Annotated in this window: 12 protein-coding genes, 1 tRNA gene and 3 rRNA genes; 10 read left to right on the top strand and 6 right to left on the bottom strand. The window is 52.3% G+C overall.

Going from position 1 to position 18,153, the window contains the following annotated elements:
* Position 1 precedes the first annotated feature (1 nt).
* A complete protein-coding gene (gene rbsR, locus RS584_RS23140; RefSeq protein ID WP_017694038.1) occupies positions 2-994 on the top strand; it encodes a ribose operon transcriptional repressor RbsR in 993 nt (330 codons plus the stop codon).
* On the opposite strand, the gene mdtD is transcribed toward rbsR, so the two are convergent.
* Both mdtD and RS584_RS23130 read right to left on the bottom strand, forming a co-directional pair.
* Positions 960-2,393, bottom strand: coding sequence for a multidrug transporter subunit MdtD (gene mdtD / locus RS584_RS23135; RefSeq protein WP_315748714.1), 1,434 nt, complete (start codon positions 2,391-2,393; stop codon positions 960-962). The genes rbsR and mdtD overlap by 35 nt on opposite strands.
* Entirely contained in the window at positions 2,390-3,097 is a 708-nt protein-coding gene (locus RS584_RS23130; protein ID WP_315748713.1) for a FadR/GntR family transcriptional regulator, read from the bottom strand. Before RS584_RS23130 ends, mdtD begins: the two co-directional genes overlap by 4 nt.
* A 452-nt stretch (positions 3,098-3,549) precedes the next feature.
* Here RS584_RS23130 and RS584_RS23125 point away from each other — a divergent pair.
* The 4 genes from RS584_RS23125 (at position 3,550) to rrf (ending at position 8,648) form a co-directional block, all read left to right on the top strand.
* A 16S ribosomal RNA gene (locus RS584_RS23125) occupies positions 3,550-5,091 on the top strand.
* Positions 5,092-5,175: 84 nt separating this feature from the next.
* A tRNA-Glu gene (locus RS584_RS23120) sits at positions 5,176-5,251 on the top strand.
* A gap of 182 nt (positions 5,252-5,433) precedes the next feature.
* Positions 5,434-8,339 (top strand): 23S ribosomal RNA (locus RS584_RS23115).
* Between the two features lie 193 nt (positions 8,340-8,532).
* Positions 8,533-8,648, top strand: a 5S ribosomal RNA gene (gene rrf, locus RS584_RS23110).
* Together the 16S, 23S and 5S rRNA genes with 1 tRNA gene alongside form the textbook arrangement of a ribosomal RNA operon.
* Positions 8,649-8,747: 99 nt before the next feature.
* On the opposite strand, the gene mobB is transcribed toward rrf, so the two are convergent.
* The gene (gene mobB / locus RS584_RS23105) at positions 8,748-9,251 is read right to left on the bottom strand and encodes a molybdopterin-guanine dinucleotide biosynthesis protein MobB (RefSeq protein WP_017694039.1); all 504 of its coding nucleotides are present in this window, start codon (positions 9,249-9,251) and stop codon (positions 8,748-8,750) included.
* On the bottom strand, positions 9,248-9,832 hold the full coding sequence (gene mobA, locus RS584_RS23100; RefSeq protein WP_017694040.1) for a molybdenum cofactor guanylyltransferase MobA: 585 nt from the start codon (positions 9,830-9,832) through the stop codon (positions 9,248-9,250). Before mobA ends, mobB begins: the two co-directional genes overlap by 4 nt.
* 68 nt (positions 9,833-9,900) lie before the next feature.
* Here mobA and RS584_RS23095 point away from each other — a divergent pair, with 68 nt between their 5' ends.
* The 3 genes from RS584_RS23095 (at position 9,901) to dsbA (ending at position 11,883) form a co-directional block, all read left to right on the top strand.
* Complete coding sequence (locus RS584_RS23095) at positions 9,901-10,170, top strand: YihD family protein (protein WP_003861904.1); 270 nt, start codon at positions 9,901-9,903, stop codon at positions 10,168-10,170.
* Positions 10,171-10,245: 75 nt separating this feature from the next.
* Positions 10,246-11,232: a serine/threonine protein kinase gene (locus RS584_RS23090; RefSeq protein WP_023295647.1), complete on the top strand. Its 987-nt coding sequence runs from the start codon at positions 10,246-10,248 to the stop codon at positions 11,230-11,232.
* Positions 11,233-11,259: 27 nt separating this feature from the next.
* Positions 11,260-11,883 (top strand): thiol:disulfide interchange protein DsbA, encoded by a 624-nt coding sequence (gene dsbA / locus RS584_RS23085; RefSeq protein WP_003861908.1) that lies wholly within the window; start codon positions 11,260-11,262, stop codon positions 11,881-11,883.
* A 22-nt stretch (positions 11,884-11,905) separates the two neighbouring features.
* Here the strand turns inward: dsbA and RS584_RS23080 are convergent, their stop codons facing one another.
* Positions 11,906-12,814 (bottom strand): acyltransferase, encoded by a 909-nt coding sequence (locus RS584_RS23080; RefSeq protein WP_032620765.1) that lies wholly within the window; start codon positions 12,812-12,814, stop codon positions 11,906-11,908.
* 439 nt (positions 12,815-13,253) lie between these two features.
* Between RS584_RS23080 and polA the strand changes: the two genes are divergently transcribed.
* Complete coding sequence (gene polA, locus RS584_RS23075) at positions 13,254-16,046, top strand: DNA polymerase I (RefSeq protein ID WP_315748711.1); 2,793 nt, start codon at positions 13,254-13,256, stop codon at positions 16,044-16,046.
* Positions 16,047-16,358: 312 nt separating this feature from the next.
* Here polA and yihA read toward each other — a convergent pair whose 3' ends face one another.
* Positions 16,359-16,988: a ribosome biogenesis GTP-binding protein YihA/YsxC gene (gene yihA / locus RS584_RS23070; protein ID WP_003861913.1), complete on the bottom strand. Its 630-nt coding sequence runs from the start codon at positions 16,986-16,988 to the stop codon at positions 16,359-16,361.
* A gap of 579 nt (positions 16,989-17,567) precedes the next feature.
* On the opposite strand from yihA, the gene yihI reads away from it, so the two are divergent.
* Complete coding sequence (yihI, locus tag RS584_RS23065) at positions 17,568-18,083, top strand: Der GTPase-activating protein YihI (RefSeq protein WP_047052501.1); 516 nt, start codon at positions 17,568-17,570, stop codon at positions 18,081-18,083.
* Positions 18,084-18,153: the final 70 nt, after the last annotated feature.

Below are 18,153 nucleotides of genomic sequence, written 5' to 3'. Positions count from 1 at the left end.
CTTGGCCACAATGAAAGATGTCGCCCGTATGGCGGGCGTTTCTACCTCGACTGTCTCCCACGTAATCAATAACGATCGCTTCGTCAGCGAGGCGATTCGGGAGAAAGTTGACGCTGCAATTAAAGAACTCAACTATGCGCCGTCTGCGCTGGCCCGCAGCCTGAAGCTCAACCAGACGCGCACCATCGGCATGCTGATCACGGCCAGTACCAACCCTTTTTATTCTGAACTGGTGCGCGGCGTGGAGCGCAGCTGCTTCGAGCGCGGCTACAGCCTGGTGCTGTGCAATACCGAAGGCGATGAGCAGCGCATGAACCGTAACCTGGAAACGCTGATGCAAAAACGCGTCGACGGGCTGCTGCTGCTCTGTACCGAAACGCATCAACCTTCGAAAGAGATCATCCAGCGTTACCCTTCTATTCCCACGGTGATGATGGACTGGGCGCCGTTCGACGGCACCAGCGATCTAATCCAGGATAACTCGCTGCTGGGCGGCGATATGGCGACTCAGCATCTGATCGATAAAGGTCATACCCGCATTGCCTGTATTACCGGCCCGCTGGATAAAACCCCGGCGCGCCTGCGTCTGGAAGGCTATCTTTCGGCCATGGAACGGGCGGGGCTTGCCATTCCTGATGGCTATCGCATCACCGGCGATTTCGAATTTAACGGTGGATTTGAAGCAATGCAGAAACTGCTGGCGCAAGAGCTGCGCCCGCAGGCGGTGTTTATCGGTAACGATGCGATGGCATTCGGAGCTTATCAGGCGCTGTATCAGGCGGGATTACGTGTTCCGGACGACATGGCGATCGTCGGTTACGATGATATCGAACTGGCGCGCTACATGACGCCCCCACTGACCACCATCCATCAGCCGAAGGATGAACTGGGCGAGCTGGCCATCGATGTGTTGATCCACCGCATGGCCCAGCCCACGCTGCAACAGCAACGTTTGCAGCTTACTCCTGTTCTGATGGAACGCGGTTCGGTTTAGCCTTCTCTTTGTGACGCTCTTTAATCAGGTTCCGGCCGTCTTTTGGTTTTAACAACATAAAGACCACCGCCGATACCACGGTAAGCGCGCCCATAGTGATAAAGGTATAGTGGAACTGCTCAACGGTATTAGTTCCCTCGAACCCTTCATAAAACCGCAGTACCGCCGCGCTCACGGCAACCCCGAGGCTGATCGACAGCTGTTGAGTGACCGCCAGTACGCTGTTGCCGCTGCTGGCATTCTCGTCGGTGAGGTCCGCAAGGGTGATGGTGTTCATCGACGTAAACTGCGTCGACATGGCCATACCCAGCACAAACAGCGGCAGGATCAGCATCCAGATTGGTAACGCCGCAGATTGCAGGGAGAACTGCGCAATCATCAATCCGATAAAGATCGTCACGCCAACCAGCGTCTTACGATAGCCAAACCAGCGCAGCACCTGCGTGACCGTCGATTTTGCCAGAATCGAGCCCATCGCCGTGGGCGCCATCATGCAGCCAGCAATCAGGGCCGGATAGCCGAAACCGACCTGGAGCATCAGCGGCATCAGGAACGGTACGCAGCCCGTGCCCAGACGTGAGGCAATGTTGCCCGCGATCCCGACGGAGAACGTTCGGGTGTTAAACAGAGATAAAGAGATAAGCGGTGTCGGATGGCGATGCGCATGACGTATATATAGAAGGAACAGCAGAATACCGCTGAGGATGACGGCCAGCGCCAGCCACGTCGCTACGATTTTCTCGCCAAACAGCTCCATCCCGCTGGAGAACAGGACCAGGCTCAGGCCAAACAGGAAGAAACCACCCATATCGAAGCTGCGTCTTGGCGTGGTGAAGTTCGGCATATATTTGCGGGCATAAATCAGCCCTGCCACACCAATCGGAATATTAATCAGGAAGATCCAGTGCCAGCTAGCCCAGGTCACCAGTACGCCGCCGAGAACCGGGCCAAGTATCGGGCCGACCAGGCCAGGCATAGTCACAAAGTTGAGCACCGGGAGCAGTTCGCTGCGCGGATAGGCGCGTAATAACGCCAGACGCGCGACGGGCATCATCATCGCGCCGCCTATCCCCTGTAGAACGCGGAAGATAACCAGTTCCGTCAGAGAGGTGGAGAGGGCGCAAGCCAGAGAACCGAGCGTGAACAGCGTTACCGCCAGCATGAACACTTTGCGTGTGCCGAAACGATCGGCCAGCCAGCCGCTGACCGGAATAAGCATCGCCACCGTCAGGGTGTAGCTGATGATGGCGGATTGCATCGCCAGCGGGGAGCGGTTAAGGCTTTGGGCTATGGCGGGAAGGGCGGTATTGAGGATAGTGGCATCCAGTGCCTGCATAAAGAACGCCATGGCTGCAATCCACGGCAGTCCGGCCATACTGCGTGCTTTTTTCTCTGTCATTTATTTACCTGCTGGTGGGTTGGTGCGGCCAGCAACGCCTGGCACGCACTCAGGGCTCGCTGCCCGTCGCTCTCCTGAATGGCATCGACTATCGCCTGATGCAAATCCAGCTTCACCACCTCATCCTGCGTGATAGAGGTAAAGTAAGTGTGGTACACAGAATGGAATAAAGAAGCAAAGGAGGTCAGGAAAGGATTTCCGCTCATATTATAGATATGTTCATGCCAGGCCATATCGACCGCTATCCAGCGCTCGCGGTTAAAGTGCTTTTTCAGCTCCACCATCTCTTCCATCAAAGTATTGAGCTGCGCTTTTTGCTCGGCTGTGCCGAGCGTGGCGGCAAGCAGGCAGGCCTGAGGCTCAAGACTGCTGCGCATGACCAGAAAGTGATCGACGACCTGATTAAAGTTATCTTCGGTCATCCACCAGGTGAGTAACTCCTGATCGAGAAAGTTCCAGTTTCCCTGAGGCATAACGCGGGTGCCAATGCGCGGGCGTGGAAGCACCATCCCTTTCGCCGTTAATGTTTTTACCGCTTCGCGAACGGCGGTACGGCTAACGCCAAACTGATCTCCCAGCTCCATCTCGCTGGGCAGGATGCTACCTGGAGCATATTTACCCGCTAAGATCAGCTGCGCCAGTTTCTCTGCCAGCACATAGGACAGGTTTTTTTGAGCTGCCAGCTGTTGTGCGCTTAATGGCATCGCTTTTATTCCTTAAATATTGATGCGGTTAATTATGCCATCTCAGGTGTGATTGTGGTTGCAGATACATCAAATAGAACAATTTGTAGCTTGAACTCATCGCTTTTGGTGAAAAAAAACACGGTCAGAAACTTTTTTTAAATTTCCTCTTGTCACTTCAGAAGAACTCCCTATAATGCGCCTCCACTGACACGGAACAACGGCACGCAAGCCGCCGGGTCAGCAGAGAAAAGCAAAACAAACGCTTGACTCTGAAGCGGGAAAGCGTAATATGCACACCCCGCGCCGCAGCGAAAACGAAGCGGCACTGCTCTTTAACAATTTATCAGACAATCTGTGTGGGCACTCAAAGTGACATGGATTCTTAATGTCTTCGGACACTAAATGAATACCAAGTCTCTGAGTGAACATACGTAATTCATTACGAAGTTTAATTCACGAGCATCAAACTTAAATTGAAGAGTTTGATCATGGCTCAGATTGAACGCTGGCGGCAGGCCTAACACATGCAAGTCGAACGGTAACAGGAAGCAGCTTGCTGCTTCGCTGACGAGTGGCGGACGGGTGAGTAATGTCTGGGAAACTGCCTGATGGAGGGGGATAACTACTGGAAACGGTAGCTAATACCGCATAACGTCGCAAGACCAAAGAGGGGGACCTTCGGGCCTCTTGCCATCGGATGTGCCCAGATGGGATTAGCTAGTAGGTGGGGTAACGGCTCACCTAGGCGACGATCCCTAGCTGGTCTGAGAGGATGACCAGCCACACTGGAACTGAGACACGGTCCAGACTCCTACGGGAGGCAGCAGTGGGGAATATTGCACAATGGGCGCAAGCCTGATGCAGCCATGCCGCGTGTATGAAGAAGGCCTTCGGGTTGTAAAGTACTTTCAGCGGGGAGGAAGGCGATAAGGTTAATAACCTTGTCGATTGACGTTACCCGCAGAAGAAGCACCGGCTAACTCCGTGCCAGCAGCCGCGGTAATACGGAGGGTGCAAGCGTTAATCGGAATTACTGGGCGTAAAGCGCACGCAGGCGGTCTGTCAAGTCGGATGTGAAATCCCCGGGCTCAACCTGGGAACTGCATTCGAAACTGGCAGGCTAGAGTCTTGTAGAGGGGGGTAGAATTCCAGGTGTAGCGGTGAAATGCGTAGAGATCTGGAGGAATACCGGTGGCGAAGGCGGCCCCCTGGACAAAGACTGACGCTCAGGTGCGAAAGCGTGGGGAGCAAACAGGATTAGATACCCTGGTAGTCCACGCCGTAAACGATGTCGACTTGGAGGTTGTGCCCTTGAGGCGTGGCTTCCGGAGCTAACGCGTTAAGTCGACCGCCTGGGGAGTACGGCCGCAAGGTTAAAACTCAAATGAATTGACGGGGGCCCGCACAAGCGGTGGAGCATGTGGTTTAATTCGATGCAACGCGAAGAACCTTACCTACTCTTGACATCCAGAGAACTTTCCAGAGATGGATTGGTGCCTTCGGGAACTCTGAGACAGGTGCTGCATGGCTGTCGTCAGCTCGTGTTGTGAAATGTTGGGTTAAGTCCCGCAACGAGCGCAACCCTTATCCTTTGTTGCCAGCGGTCCGGCCGGGAACTCAAAGGAGACTGCCAGTGATAAACTGGAGGAAGGTGGGGATGACGTCAAGTCATCATGGCCCTTACGAGTAGGGCTACACACGTGCTACAATGGCGCATACAAAGAGAAGCGACCTCGCGAGAGCAAGCGGACCTCATAAAGTGCGTCGTAGTCCGGATTGGAGTCTGCAACTCGACTCCATGAAGTCGGAATCGCTAGTAATCGTGGATCAGAATGCCACGGTGAATACGTTCCCGGGCCTTGTACACACCGCCCGTCACACCATGGGAGTGGGTTGCAAAAGAAGTAGGTAGCTTAACCTTCGGGAGGGCGCTTACCACTTTGTGATTCATGACTGGGGTGAAGTCGTAACAAGGTAACCGTAGGGGAACCTGCGGTTGGATCACCTCCTTACCTTAAAGAACCTGCCTTTGTAGTGCTCACACAGATTGTCTGATGAAAAGTAAATAGCAAGGCGTCTTGCGATTGAGACTGTACGTCCCCTTCGTCTAGAGGCCCAGGACACCGCCCTTTCACGGCGGTAACAGGGGTTCGAATCCCCTAGGGGACGCCACTTGCTGGTTCGTGAGTGAAAGTCACCTGCCTTAATATCTCAAAACTGACTTGCGAGTCATGTTTGAGATATTTGCTCTTTAAAAATCTGGATCAAGCTGAAAATTGAAACGACACACAGCTCATGTGTGTTCGAGTCTCTCAAATTTTCGCAATCAGAAGTGAAACATCTTCGGGTTGTGAGGTTAAGCGACTAAGCGTACACGGTGGATGCCCTGGCAGTCAGAGGCGATGAAGGACGTGCTAATCTGCGAAAAGCGCCGGCGAGGTGATATGAACCCTTGACCCGGCGATGTCCGAATGGGGAAACCCAGTGCAATCCGTTGCACTATCGTTAACTGAATACATAGGTTAACGAGGCGAACCGGGGGAACTGAAACATCTAAGTACCCCGAGGAAAAGAAATCAACCGAGATTCCCCCAGTAGCGGCGAGCGAACGGGGAGCAGCCCGGAGTCTGAATCAGCTTGTGTGTTAGTGGAACGGTCTGGAAAGTCCGACGGTACAGGGTGATAGTCCCGTACACGAAAGCACACTTGCTGTGAACTCGAAGAGTAGGGCGGGACACGTGGTATCCTGTCTGAATATGGGGGGACCATCCTCCAAGGCTAAATACTCCTGACTGACCGATAGTGAACCAGTACCGTGAGGGAAAGGCGAAAAGAACCCCGGCGAGGGGAGTGAAAAAGAACCTGAAACCGTGTACGTACAAGCAGTGGGAGCCTCTTTATGGGGTGACTGCGTACCTTTTGTATAATGGGTCAGCGACTTATATTCTGTAGCAAGGTTAACCGTATAGGGGAGCCGAAGGGAAACCGAGTCTTAACTGGGCGTTAAGTTGCAGGGTATAGACCCGAAACCCGGTGATCTAGCCATGGGCAGGTTGAAGGTTGGGTAACACTAACTGGAGGACCGAACCGACTAATGTTGAAAAATTAGCGGATGACCTGTGGCTGGGGGTGAAAGGCCAATCAAACCGGGAGATAGCTGGTTCTCCCCGAAAGCTATTTAGGTAGCGCCTCGTGAACTCATCTTCGGGGGTAGAGCACTGTTTCGGCTAGGGGGCCATCCCGGCTTACCAACCCGATGCAAACTACGAATACCGAAGAATGTTATCACGGGAGACACACGGCGGGTGCTAACGTCCGTCGTGAAGAGGGAAACAACCCAGACCGCCAGCTAAGGTCCCAAAGTCATGGTTAAGTGGGAAACGATGTGGGAAGGCACAGACAGCCAGGATGTTGGCTTAGAAGCAGCCATCATTTAAAGAAAGCGTAATAGCTCACTGGTCGAGTCGGCCTGCGCGGAAGATGTAACGGGGCTAAACCATGCACCGAAGCTGCGGCAGCGACGCTTATGCGTTGTTGGGTAGGGGAGCGTTCTGTAAGCCGTTGAAGGTGTGCTGTGAGGCATGCTGGAGGTATCAGAAGTGCGAATGCTGACATAAGTAACGATAAAGCGGGTGAAAAGCCCGCTCGCCGGAAGACCAAGGGTTCCTGTCCAACGTTAATCGGGGCAGGGTGAGTCGACCCCTAAGGCGAGGCCGAAAGGCGTAGTCGATGGGAAACAGGTTAATATTCCTGTACTTGGTGTTACTGCGAAGGGGGGACGGAGAAGGCTATGTCAGCCGGGCGACGGTTGTCCCGGTTTAAGCATGTAGGCGGAGGTTCCAGGTAAATCCGGTTCCTTGTTAACGCTGAGGTGTGATGACGAGGCACTACGGTGCTGAAGTGATAAATGCCCTGCTTCCAGGAAAAGCCTCTAAGCATCAGGTAACACGAAATCGTACCCCAAACCGACACAGGTGGTCAGGTAGAGAATACCAAGGCGCTTGAGAGAACTCGGGTGAAGGAACTAGGCAAAATGGTGCCGTAACTTCGGGAGAAGGCACGCTGATATGTAGGTGAAGCCCCTGCGGGCGGAGCTGAAATCAGTCGAAGATACCAGCTGGCTGCAACTGTTTATTAAAAACACAGCACTGTGCAAACACGAAAGTGGACGTATACGGTGTGACGCCTGCCCGGTGCCGGAAGGTTAATTGATGGGGTTAGCGGCAACGCGAAGCTCTTGATCGAAGCCCCGGTAAACGGCGGCCGTAACTATAACGGTCCTAAGGTAGCGAAATTCCTTGTCGGGTAAGTTCCGACCTGCACGAATGGCGTAATGATGGCCAGGCTGTCTCCACCCGAGACTCAGTGAAATTGAACTCGCTGTGAAGATGCAGTGTACCCGCGGCAAGACGGAAAGACCCCGTGAACCTTTACTATAGCTTGACACTGAACACTGGTCCTTGATGTGTAGGATAGGTGGGAGGCTTTGAAGCGTGGACGCCAGTCTGCGTGGAGCCAACCTTGAAATACCACCCTTTAATGGCTGGTGTTCTAACGTGGACCCGTAATCCGGGTTGCGGACAGTGTCTGGTGGGTAGTTTGACTGGGGCGGTCTCCTCCCAAAGAGTAACGGAGGAGCACGAAGGTTGGCTAATCCTGGTCGGACATCAGGAGGTTAGTGCAATGGCATAAGCCAGCTTGACTGCGAGCGTGACGGCGCGAGCAGGTGCGAAAGCAGGTCATAGTGATCCGGTGGTTCTGAATGGAAGGGCCATCGCTCAACGGATAAAAGGTACTCCGGGGATAACAGGCTGATACCGCCCAAGAGTTCATATCGACGGCGGTGTTTGGCACCTCGATGTCGGCTCATCACATCCTGGGGCTGAAGTAGGTCCCAAGGGTATGGCTGTTCGCCATTTAAAGTGGTACGCGAGCTGGGTTTAGAACGTCGTGAGACAGTTCGGTCCCTATCTGCCGTGGGCGCTGGAGAATTGAGGGGGGCTGCTCCTAGTACGAGAGGACCGGAGTGGACGCATCACTGGTGTTCGGGTTGTCATGCCAATGGCACTGCCCGGTAGCTAAATGCGGAAGAGATAAGTGCTGAAAGCATCTAAGCACGAAACTTGCCCCGAGATGAGTTCTCCCTGAGACTTTAAGTCTCCTGAAGGAACGTTAAAGACTATGACGTTGATAGGTCGGGTGTGTAAGCGCAGCGATGCGTTGAGCTAACCGATACTAATGAACCGTGAGGCTTAACCTTACAACGCCGAAGGTGTTTTGGCGAAAGAGACAGACACGATTTTCAGCTTAGATTCAGAGTCCGAAGGATTTTGCGCTGAGACAAGGCGGCAAACGAAGGAAAGGAAGGAGCATACTGAGGTATGTGACTGACTTTACGAGAGCAGCCAACGCAGTATCAGTGCGAAAGACACAGGACAGAGCACAAGAATTTGCCTGGCGGCTTTAGCGCGGTGGTCCCACCTGACCCCATGCCGAACTCAGAAGTGAAACGCCGTAGCGCCGATGGTAGTGTGGGGTCTCCCCATGTGAGAGTAGGGAACTGCCAGGCATCAAACAAGTGAAGAGGCCATCCGGAAGGATGGCCTTTTTGCGTTTGTTTGCTGAAAAACGGCAGGCCGGGTAAGGCGAAGCCGCCACCCGGCAGATCTCAGACTGCACACCACGCCAAAATAAACGCTGCAATCCCCTCCACATTATTCAAATCCAGAACCGGTACTTCCAGCGACAACGCAACGTCACTGGCCACGGCAATCACATGCTCATCCAGCATTAGTTCGCTAACATCATGCCCGGCGCCGTTTCTGAACAGCAAGATCTTAGGCACGGCCTCATGCTTAAACCCCTCAACCAGCACCAGATCCAGCGTGGAGTGATCCATCCGGCTGACAAGATAAGCGAGATCCAGCGGTGCTTCATCCGGTGTTTCTGTCATTAACGCCCAGCGCTGGTTACTCGCCACCATCGTTTGTGCAGCGCCAGCCTTACGCAGCTCGTAGCTATCTTTCCCCGGCTTATCGACATCCATGTTATGGTGCGTATGCTTAATCAATCCGGGACGAATGCCTTTGGCGCAAAGTGCAGGTATTAGTTTTTTTAGCAGCGTAGTCTTCCCGGTGCCACTCCAGGCAGAGATCGCTAATACGGGTATCATTTCTTCTCCTGCATTATCTGCAAATCTTCCGTCGTGTTTACATTCACAAACGCCGATTTCATGTCGCTGAAATCAACGGAATGCCCTCCGGACTGACGCATAAATACCATAACGCGTCGCTCTCCTGCGGCCAGGTAATCTTCCAGCGCGGATATTAACGAGCGATTAATCAATGCGATCGTTGGATGGTCGCGTTCACCGTCGTGTACCCAGACGACGGGAGCACCACCGCGCCGCTGCACCAGACGTTCAACCAGGCAGGACGGGATGAAGGGCGTATCACATGAACAAAAGAGAAACCACTCTCCATGCGACTGCTGCATAACGGAAAGCATTCCCGCCAGCGGACCGGGGTAGTCCACCAGGTTATCCTGATAAACCGGATACCCGCTGCGCTGATAAATATCAACATGTCGGTTAGCGCTGATCGCCATCGAGGACACCTGATCTGCAAGCGTATCAGCAACATGCTGCCATAATGGTGTGTTATTCAGGAGCTGAAGCCCCTTATCCTTTCCGCCCATACGCGTTGCCCTGCCCCCGGCCAGAACAACTCCGATGATTTCCTGGCATTGATTCACGAATATCGCCTCTTTTATTGTGGGATTGACCCTGCTAACGTGTCTCTCTAAATGAAAGGAGCACTACCATGAAATGTAAACGTCTTAATGAAGTCATTGAGCTTCTCCAGCCGGCCTGGCAAAAAGAGCCAGAGCTGAATCTGATGCAATTTTTACAGAAACTGGCGAAAGAGTCAGGTTTTGATGGCGAACTGGCAGACCTTTCTGACGACATCCTGATCTACCACCTGAAAATGCGTGACTCGGCTAAAGATGCTGTTATTCCTGGCATTCAGAAAGATTATGAAGAGGATTTTAAAACCGCATTACTGCGCGCCCGAGGCGTAATTAAAGAGTAAAAGCTTGTAAGCGGAGCCACCGAAATCGCCACAAGATGATATCCTGAATCATTCGTATAATTTCCGGATGATCGGATGAACGACCAGGCTTTTACTTTCCAGACACTACACCCGGATACCATTATGGATGCGCTGTTCGAACAGGGTATTCGGGTGGATTCCGGGTTAACCCCTTTAAACAGCTACGAAAACCGTGTCTACCAATTTCAGGACGAAGAGCGCCAGCGCTTTGTCGTAAAGTTTTACCGTCCACAGCGCTGGTCCGCAGAACAAATTCAGGAAGAGCATCAGTTTGCCCACGATCTGCTGGATGACGATGTTCCCGTTGCGGCACCCATTAAATTCAATAACCAAACGCTGCTGACCCATCAGGGCTTTTACTACGCGGTATTTCCGAGCCTGGGCGGAAGACAGTTTGAGGCGGATAATATCGATCAGATGGAATGGGTTGCCCGCTATCTTGGGCGCATTCATCAGACGGGACGCAAAAAACCGTTTGTTGCCCGTCCGACGATTGGTGTTCAGGAATATCTTATTGAGCCGCGACAGGTATTCGAAACATCGGCGCTGATCCCGAATGCGCTAAAGGATAATTTCCTCACGGCGACCGATAAGCTTATTGATGCTGTAAAAGCCTGCTGGCGGGATGATATTACTACTCTGCGCCTGCACGGTGACTGCCACGCCGGGAATATTCTCTGGCGCGATGGCCCACTATTTGTCGATCTTGATGACGCACGTATGGGACCCGCGGTGCAGGATCTGTGGATGCTGCTCAACGGTGATAAAGCCGAGCAGCGCATGCAGCTTGAGACCATAATTGAAGCTTATGAAGAATTTAGCCCCTTTAATTCAGACGAAATTGCCTTGATAGAACCTTTACGTGCGATGCGATTTGTTTATTATCTCGCGTGGTTAATCAGGCGTTGGGAAGACCCGGCTTTTCCCCGAAATTTCCCCTGGCTTACCGGGGAGGATTACTGGCGCAACCAGATATCCACATTTACCGCGCAGGTTAAGGTTCTACAGGAACCCCCTTTGCAATTAACGCCGATGTATTAATTGGACACACCCAGGAGAGAGTTGATCATGAAAAAAATTTGGCTGGCGCTGGCTGGTATGATTCTGGCATTTAGCGCAACTGCTGCGCAGTTTACCGACGGCAAGCAGTACATTACGCTGGACAAGCCTGTTGCTGGCGAGCCTCAGGTGCTGGAGTTCTTCTCCTTCTACTGCCCGCACTGCTACGAGTTTGAGCAGGTACTTCATGTTTCTGACAACGTGAAGAAAAAGCTGCCGGAAGGCACCAAAATGACGAAATACCACGTTGAGTTCCTTGGCCCACTGGGTAAAGATCTGACTCAGGCATGGGCGGTCGCGATTGCGCTGGGTGTGGAAGATAAGATCACCGCGCCTATGTTTGAAGCCGTACAGAAAACCCAGACCGTACAAACTACGGCAGATATCCGTAAAGTGTTCGTGGATGCCGGTGTTAAAGGTGAAGACTACGACGCTGCCTGGAACAGTTTCGTGGTGAAATCTCTCGTGGCACAGCAGGAAAAAGCTGCCGCTGACTTCCAGTTGCAGGGCGTGCCGGCGATGTATGTTAACGGCAAATACCAGGTGAATATGCGTGGTATGGACACGACCAGCATGGATATCTTCGTACAACAGTACGCTGATACCGTGAAATACCTGGTTGAGAAAAAGTAACAAACATAAAGAAAAACGCCGGTCACTGACCGGCGTTTTTGTATGAAGATTTAATCTTAGCTATCTGCTCGTCTTTCTCTTTCCAGAGTGTATTAAGCCAAAGCTGGAAACGACGTTTGAAGTTTTTATCGTTGACATAATCCCCGTGCAGTTCAGTGTTGACGGGCATCAGATCAACGCGGACAACGATACGCGTCAGCCTGCCGCTGAGCATATCGTAGAACGGCGTCCTGTCATTTTCCGGATAGCAGAGCGTTACGTTCAACAATTTATCGAACTGCTCACCCAGCACGTTGAGCGCCATTGCGATGCCCGCAGCCTTTGGCGGCAACAGGTTCTGATAAGGAGAACGAGTCTGCTGGCGCTTCTCTTCGGTAAAGCGTGATCCTTCGACGAAGTTAACAATGGTGGTGGGATGCGCGCGAAACTTTTCGCAAGAACGGCGCGTGGTTTCCACGTCCTTACCGCGGCGTTCCGGATGACGAATTAAATAGCTGCGTGAATAGCGTTTCATAAACGGCATATCCAGCGCCCAGCAGGCCAGTCCAATGAAAGGCACCCAGGCCAGCTGCTGTTTCAGAAAGTATTTGTTCATCGGAATGTGTTTGCGAAACAGTACGCACAATACAACGATGTCGGCCCAGCTGTGGTGATTGCAGATCAGCAGATACCAGTTCTTTTTGTTCAGCTTCTCCAGCCCCTGAACATCCCACTTCAGCCAGGGGTTCAGATGCAGCAGGATCGCCAGCCCTTCACACCAGCAGTACATCATAAAATTACAAAAAGCAGACACCGCGCGCCATACCGGAGGGACAGGCAGCAGGAGCTTAATTATTCCGGCAACGATGATTGGCACAGAACAGGCGATGGTAACCAGAATAGTTAAAATGACGCTTAACCATAATGTAATCGCTGCGAGTATTCTCGACATAATGAATTTATTCAGATAGTTAGCTGTAATTGAGCAGCCGGCTATCCGGTGCTGGGCGCCGATCTTATCAGAAATTCGCTCAGACCAGGGCGGTTTCACACCAGGAGGCTGCGGCTTTTCCTGCCAGGCAGCGAATTTTTGCATATAGACAGAGCGCTTAAGGCTTATATCCACATAGACTAAATAACCATCAGTGAAGCACGATCTTAATGGATCTCATGTCAATGCTTTGATTTTATTTGATAAATAAGTTTTTAGTATCACTTTTATAAACTTGTTATTCACCTGTATTAAAAATATGCACAAACTTATCCACAGTTTTGTTTTGCGAGCGATCTTCCCGATCGCAAAATCTTTTCCTGTATAAAGCGCTAAAACCTGATGTTTTCATCCTTCTGTGGCATCCTTTACCCATAAATTCATAAAAGGCACGGACATTATGGTTCAGATCCCAGAAAACCCACTTATACTCGTCGATGGCTCTTCTTACCTGTATCGGGCGTATCATGCGTTTCCTCCTCTGACCAACAGCGCAGGGGAACCTACCGGCGCAATGTACGGCGTGCTGAATATGCTTCGCAGCCTGATTCTGCAATACCACCCAACCCATGCGGCCGTGGTGTTTGATGCAAAGGGTAAAACCTTCCGCGATGAATTATTTGAGCATTACAAATCTCACCGTCCCCCTATGCCTGACGATCTGCGTGCGCAAATTGAACCGTTGCACGCTATGGTGAAAGCGATGGGGCTGCCACTGCTGGCGGTCTCAGGCGTTGAAGCTGATGACGTAATTGGTACCCTGGCGCGCGAAGCGGAAAAAGCAGGCCGCCCGGTTCTGATCAGTACCGGTGATAAAGACATGGCGCAGCTGGTAACGCCCGGGATCACGCTGATCAACACCATGACAAACACCATTCTTGGCCCGGAAGAAGTGGTCGCCAAATATGGCGTGCCGCCAGAGCTCATTATTGATTTCCTCGCCCTGATGGGCGATTCCTCGGATAACATTCCTGGCGTACCGGGCGTAGGCGAAAAAACAGCTCAGGCGCTGCTGCAAGGGCTGGGCGGGCTGGATACGCTGTATGCAGAACCCGAAAAAATTGCCGGTCTTACCTTCCGTGGCGCAAAAACCATGGCCGGAAAGCTCGCCGATAACAAAGAGGTGGCTTATCTCTCCTATCAGTTGGCCACCATCAAAACTGACGTAGAGCTGGAGCTTACCTGCGAGCAGCTGGAAGTGCAGGAACCCGCCGCCGACGAACTGCTTGGCCTGTTCAGAAAATACGAATTTAAACGCTGGACCGCGGATGTTGAAGCCGGGAAATGGCTTCAGGCGAAAGGGGCTAAACCTGCGGCGAAGCCGAAAGAGACCATCGTTGTCGATGCCGAAGAGCAGGCAGAAGAAGAGGCGGCAGCGCTCTCCTTCGACAACTATGAAACCATCCTTGAGGAGTCACGGCTCGTCGCCTGGATTGAAAAGCTGAAAAAAGCGCCAGTATTTGCTTTCGATACCGAAACGGACAGCCTCGATAACATTACGGCCAATATGGTGGGGCTGTCATTCGCAACGGAGCCGGGTATTGCAGCCTATGTTCCGGTAGCTCACGACTATCTGGATGCGCCGGAGCAAATCTCCCGCGAGCGCGCCTTAGAACTGCTGAAGCCGATTCTGGAAGACGAGAAAGCGCTGAAGGTCGGGCAAAACCTGAAGTACGACCGCGGTATTCTGCAAAACTACGGCATTGAGCTGCGTGGTATCGCTTTTGACACCATGCTGGAATCTTACATTCTGGACAGCGTGGCGGGCCGCCATGATATGGATTCCTTATCCGATCGTTGGCTGAAACACAAAACCATCACCTTTGAAGAAATTGCCGGTAAGGGCAAAAATCAGCTGACCTTTAACCAGATCGCGCTGGAAGAAGCAGGCCGCTACGCCGCGGAAGACGCTGACGTCACGCTACAGCTGCATCTCAAAATGTGGCCGAAATTGCAGAAGCACGAAGGGCCGCTGAATGTGTTCCAGAACATTGAGATGCCGCTGGTGCCTGTGCTGTCCCGCATTGAGCGCAATGGCGTTAAAATCGACCCAACGGTGCTGCATAACCACTCTGGTGAGCTGGCGCAGCGCCTGACCGAGCTTGAACAGAAAGCGCATGAGCTTGCTGGCGAGGCATTTAACCTGTCGTCACCGAAACAGCTGCAAACCATCCTGTTTGAAAAACAGGGTATCAAGCCGCTGAAGAAAACCCCGGGTGGCGCCCCTTCAACGTCTGAAGAGGTGCTGGAAGAGCTGGCGCTGGACTATCCGCTGCCAAAAGTTATTCTGCAATACCGCGGTCTGGCTAAGCTGAAATCGACCTATACCGACAAACTGCCGTTGATGATCAACCCGAAAACGGGCCGCGTGCACACCTCCTATCACCAGGCTGTGGCGGCGACCGGGCGACTTTCGTCAACCGATCCCAACCTTCAAAACATTCCGGTGCGTAATGAAGAGGGCCGTCGTATTCGCCAGGCTTTCATTGCGCCAGAGGATTACCTGATTGTCTCCGCGGACTACTCGCAAATCGAACTGCGTATTATGGCGCACCTGTCACGCGACAAAGGCCTGCTGACGGCCTTTGCCGAAGGGAAGGACATCCACCGGGCAACCGCTGCCGAAGTGTTTGGGCTGCCGCTGGAGAGCGTGACAAACGAGCAGCGTCGTAGTGCAAAAGCGATCAACTTCGGTCTGATTTACGGCATGAGTGCCTTTGGTCTTTCACGCCAGCTCAATATCCCGCGTAAAGAGTCGCAGAAGTATATGGATCTCTACTTCGAGCGGTATCCGGGCGTGCTGGAATATATGGAACGTACCCGCGCACAGGCGAAAGAGAAAGGCTACGTTGAAACGCTGGATGGCCGTCGTCTCTACCTTCCGGACATCAAATCCAGCAACGCCGCGCGCCGGGCTGGTGCTGAACGTGCTGCGATCAACGCCCCTATGCAGGGCACGGCGGCGGACATTATTAAACGCGCGATGATCGCCGTCGATGCCTGGCTCGAAAAAGAGAAACCGCGCGTGAAAATGATCATGCAGGTACACGATGAACTGGTCTTTGAAGTTCATAAAGACGATCTGGAGACGGTCTCTCAGAAGATCCATGAACTGATGGAAAACAGCATGAAGCTGGACGTACCATTGCTGGTGGAAGTGGGTAGCGGCGAAAACTGGGATCAGGCTCACTGAGGGTTATCGGAATAACGCGCATTTTATGTAAGTAAGCAACATAAGTACGCGCGTTTTGTGACGATCATTAGAATTCCCTATGTAAAGAATGAAAAAAAACTACAAAAAGTGCTTTGTCCAGCGATAAAAAAAGAGTAGAGTTAACGACGTAGGGTACAGAGGTAAGATGTTCTATCTTTCAGACCTTTTACTTCACGTAATCGGATTTGGCTGAATATTTTAGCCGCCCCAGTCAGTAATGACTGGGGCGTTTTTTATTGCGGCAAAGAAAGTTTCAGGCGAAAAAAAGCGCGGTCATCGCCGCGCCTGTTATTACTCTGCTTCCGCTTCAGTCGCCGGTTCCAGATCGTTAAACCAGCTGTCGAGCTTCTGTCGCAGTTTATCCACGCCCTGCTTTTTCAGCGAGGAGAACGGTTCAACCTGTACATCACCGTTGAATGCCAGCACCGCTTCACGAACCTTGTTCACCTGCGCCTTGCGCGCGCCGCTCGCCAGCTTATCCGCTTTTGTCAGCAGCACCAGCACCGCAATATCGCTTGCCACCGCCCAGTCAATCATCTGCTGGTCGAGATCTTTTAGCGGATGACGAATATCCATCAGCACCACCAGACCTTTCAGACACATGCGTTTTTCCAGGTATTCACCCAGCGCACGCTGCCATTTGATCTTCATCTCTTCTGGTACCTGCGCGTAACCGTAGCCCGGTAAATCGACCAGGCGTTTGCCTTCAGCCACTTCAAACAGGTTAATCAGCTGAGTACGGCCAGGTGTTTTTGAGGTACGCGCCAGGTTTTTCTGATTGGTGAGCGTATTCAGGGCACTGGATTTTCCCGCATTGGAGCGGCCAGCAAATGCCACTTCAATCCCTGTGTCTGAGGGCAGGTGGCGAATATCGGGCGCACTGGTGACAAAATGCGTCTGTTGGTAGTTCCAGGTAGTCACGTGGTCGTCTCCAAAAATCGTAATCTGCGGGGATTATACCTGAATGCGGGCAAAAGGCTTTTCCCTTCGTCATTGACATGTAAGTGAAAGCCCTACGGAATGTAAGAGATCTGCCCTTAAGCGTATGAGAAATTTAAGAGAAATCGCAGGCGCTAAAAAACTAAAAATATTAAAATTCAAAGAGTTATTAATGAGTAATTATCTGAAAATCCGGTTTTGTACCTTTTCATTGCTTGTTAGTTTAAGGGAACAAGGTAAAGTGTGTGCCAGGGCGAGGATGCCAACAGGATAACGACTTAAGGATAAGGGTCAGGAGCGCCAGGAGGCGAAGACTCAGGATTGTCAGGACGACCGGCGCCTGGAGGCGTTTTTAACAGGAAACGGAACCGTATCACGGACGGTAGTAGCCAAGGGATAAACAGGGTTTGTTGTAGGCAAACAGGGAATGTCTGACCCGTTAAGGGTTGTGAGTCAGGAAAAAAGGCGACAGATTGCTCTGTCGCCTTTTTTCTTTGCTTGCTTTCTGCTAGATTTCGCCGCAATTCTATACTGAAGAAAACGACTTAAAGATAAAACATCATGAAAAAACCGACCTCCGCTGCGGGCGCGAAACGCCCTGCAAAAGCACGCCGCAAAACGCGCGAAGAACTGAATCAGGAAGCGCGCGATCGCAAACGCGATAAAAAACATCGTGGCCATGCTGCGGGTAGCCGTGCTAACGGTGGCGGTGCCGCAGGCGCTTCTGCAAAAGGCAAGCAGCAGAAAGATCCTCGTATCGGCAGTAAAACTCCCATTCCACTGGGCGTGACAGACACGCCGGTCACTAAGCAGCACAAACCAAAGAGCGAGAAACCTATGCTTTCACCGCAGGCTGAGCTGGATATGCTGGAGAACGATGAGCGCCTGGATGCGCTGCTGGAACGTCTTGAAGAGGGTGAAACCCTGACCGCTGAAGAGCAGTCCTGGGTGGACGCCAAACTGGACCGCATTGATGAACTGATGCAGAAGCTGGGTCTGTCCTACGATGATGAAGAAGACGAAGAGGAAGACGAAAAGCAGGAAGATATGATGCGTCTGCTGAAAGGTGGAAACTAACATTTGCACCCGGCAGGTACACTCGTCCTGCTTATAACCCTTCCGGTTATATGTTATCTGGTGTGGTTAT

The organism is Enterobacter sp. DTU_2021_1002640_1_SI_PRY_ASU_LCPMC_013, assembly GCF_032389435.1.
Lineage (GTDB): Bacteria > Pseudomonadota > Gammaproteobacteria > Enterobacterales > Enterobacteriaceae > Enterobacter > Enterobacter hormaechei_C.
Note: the sequence above shows the minus strand (reverse complement) of the source record. Positions and strands in the feature narration are given on the sequence as shown.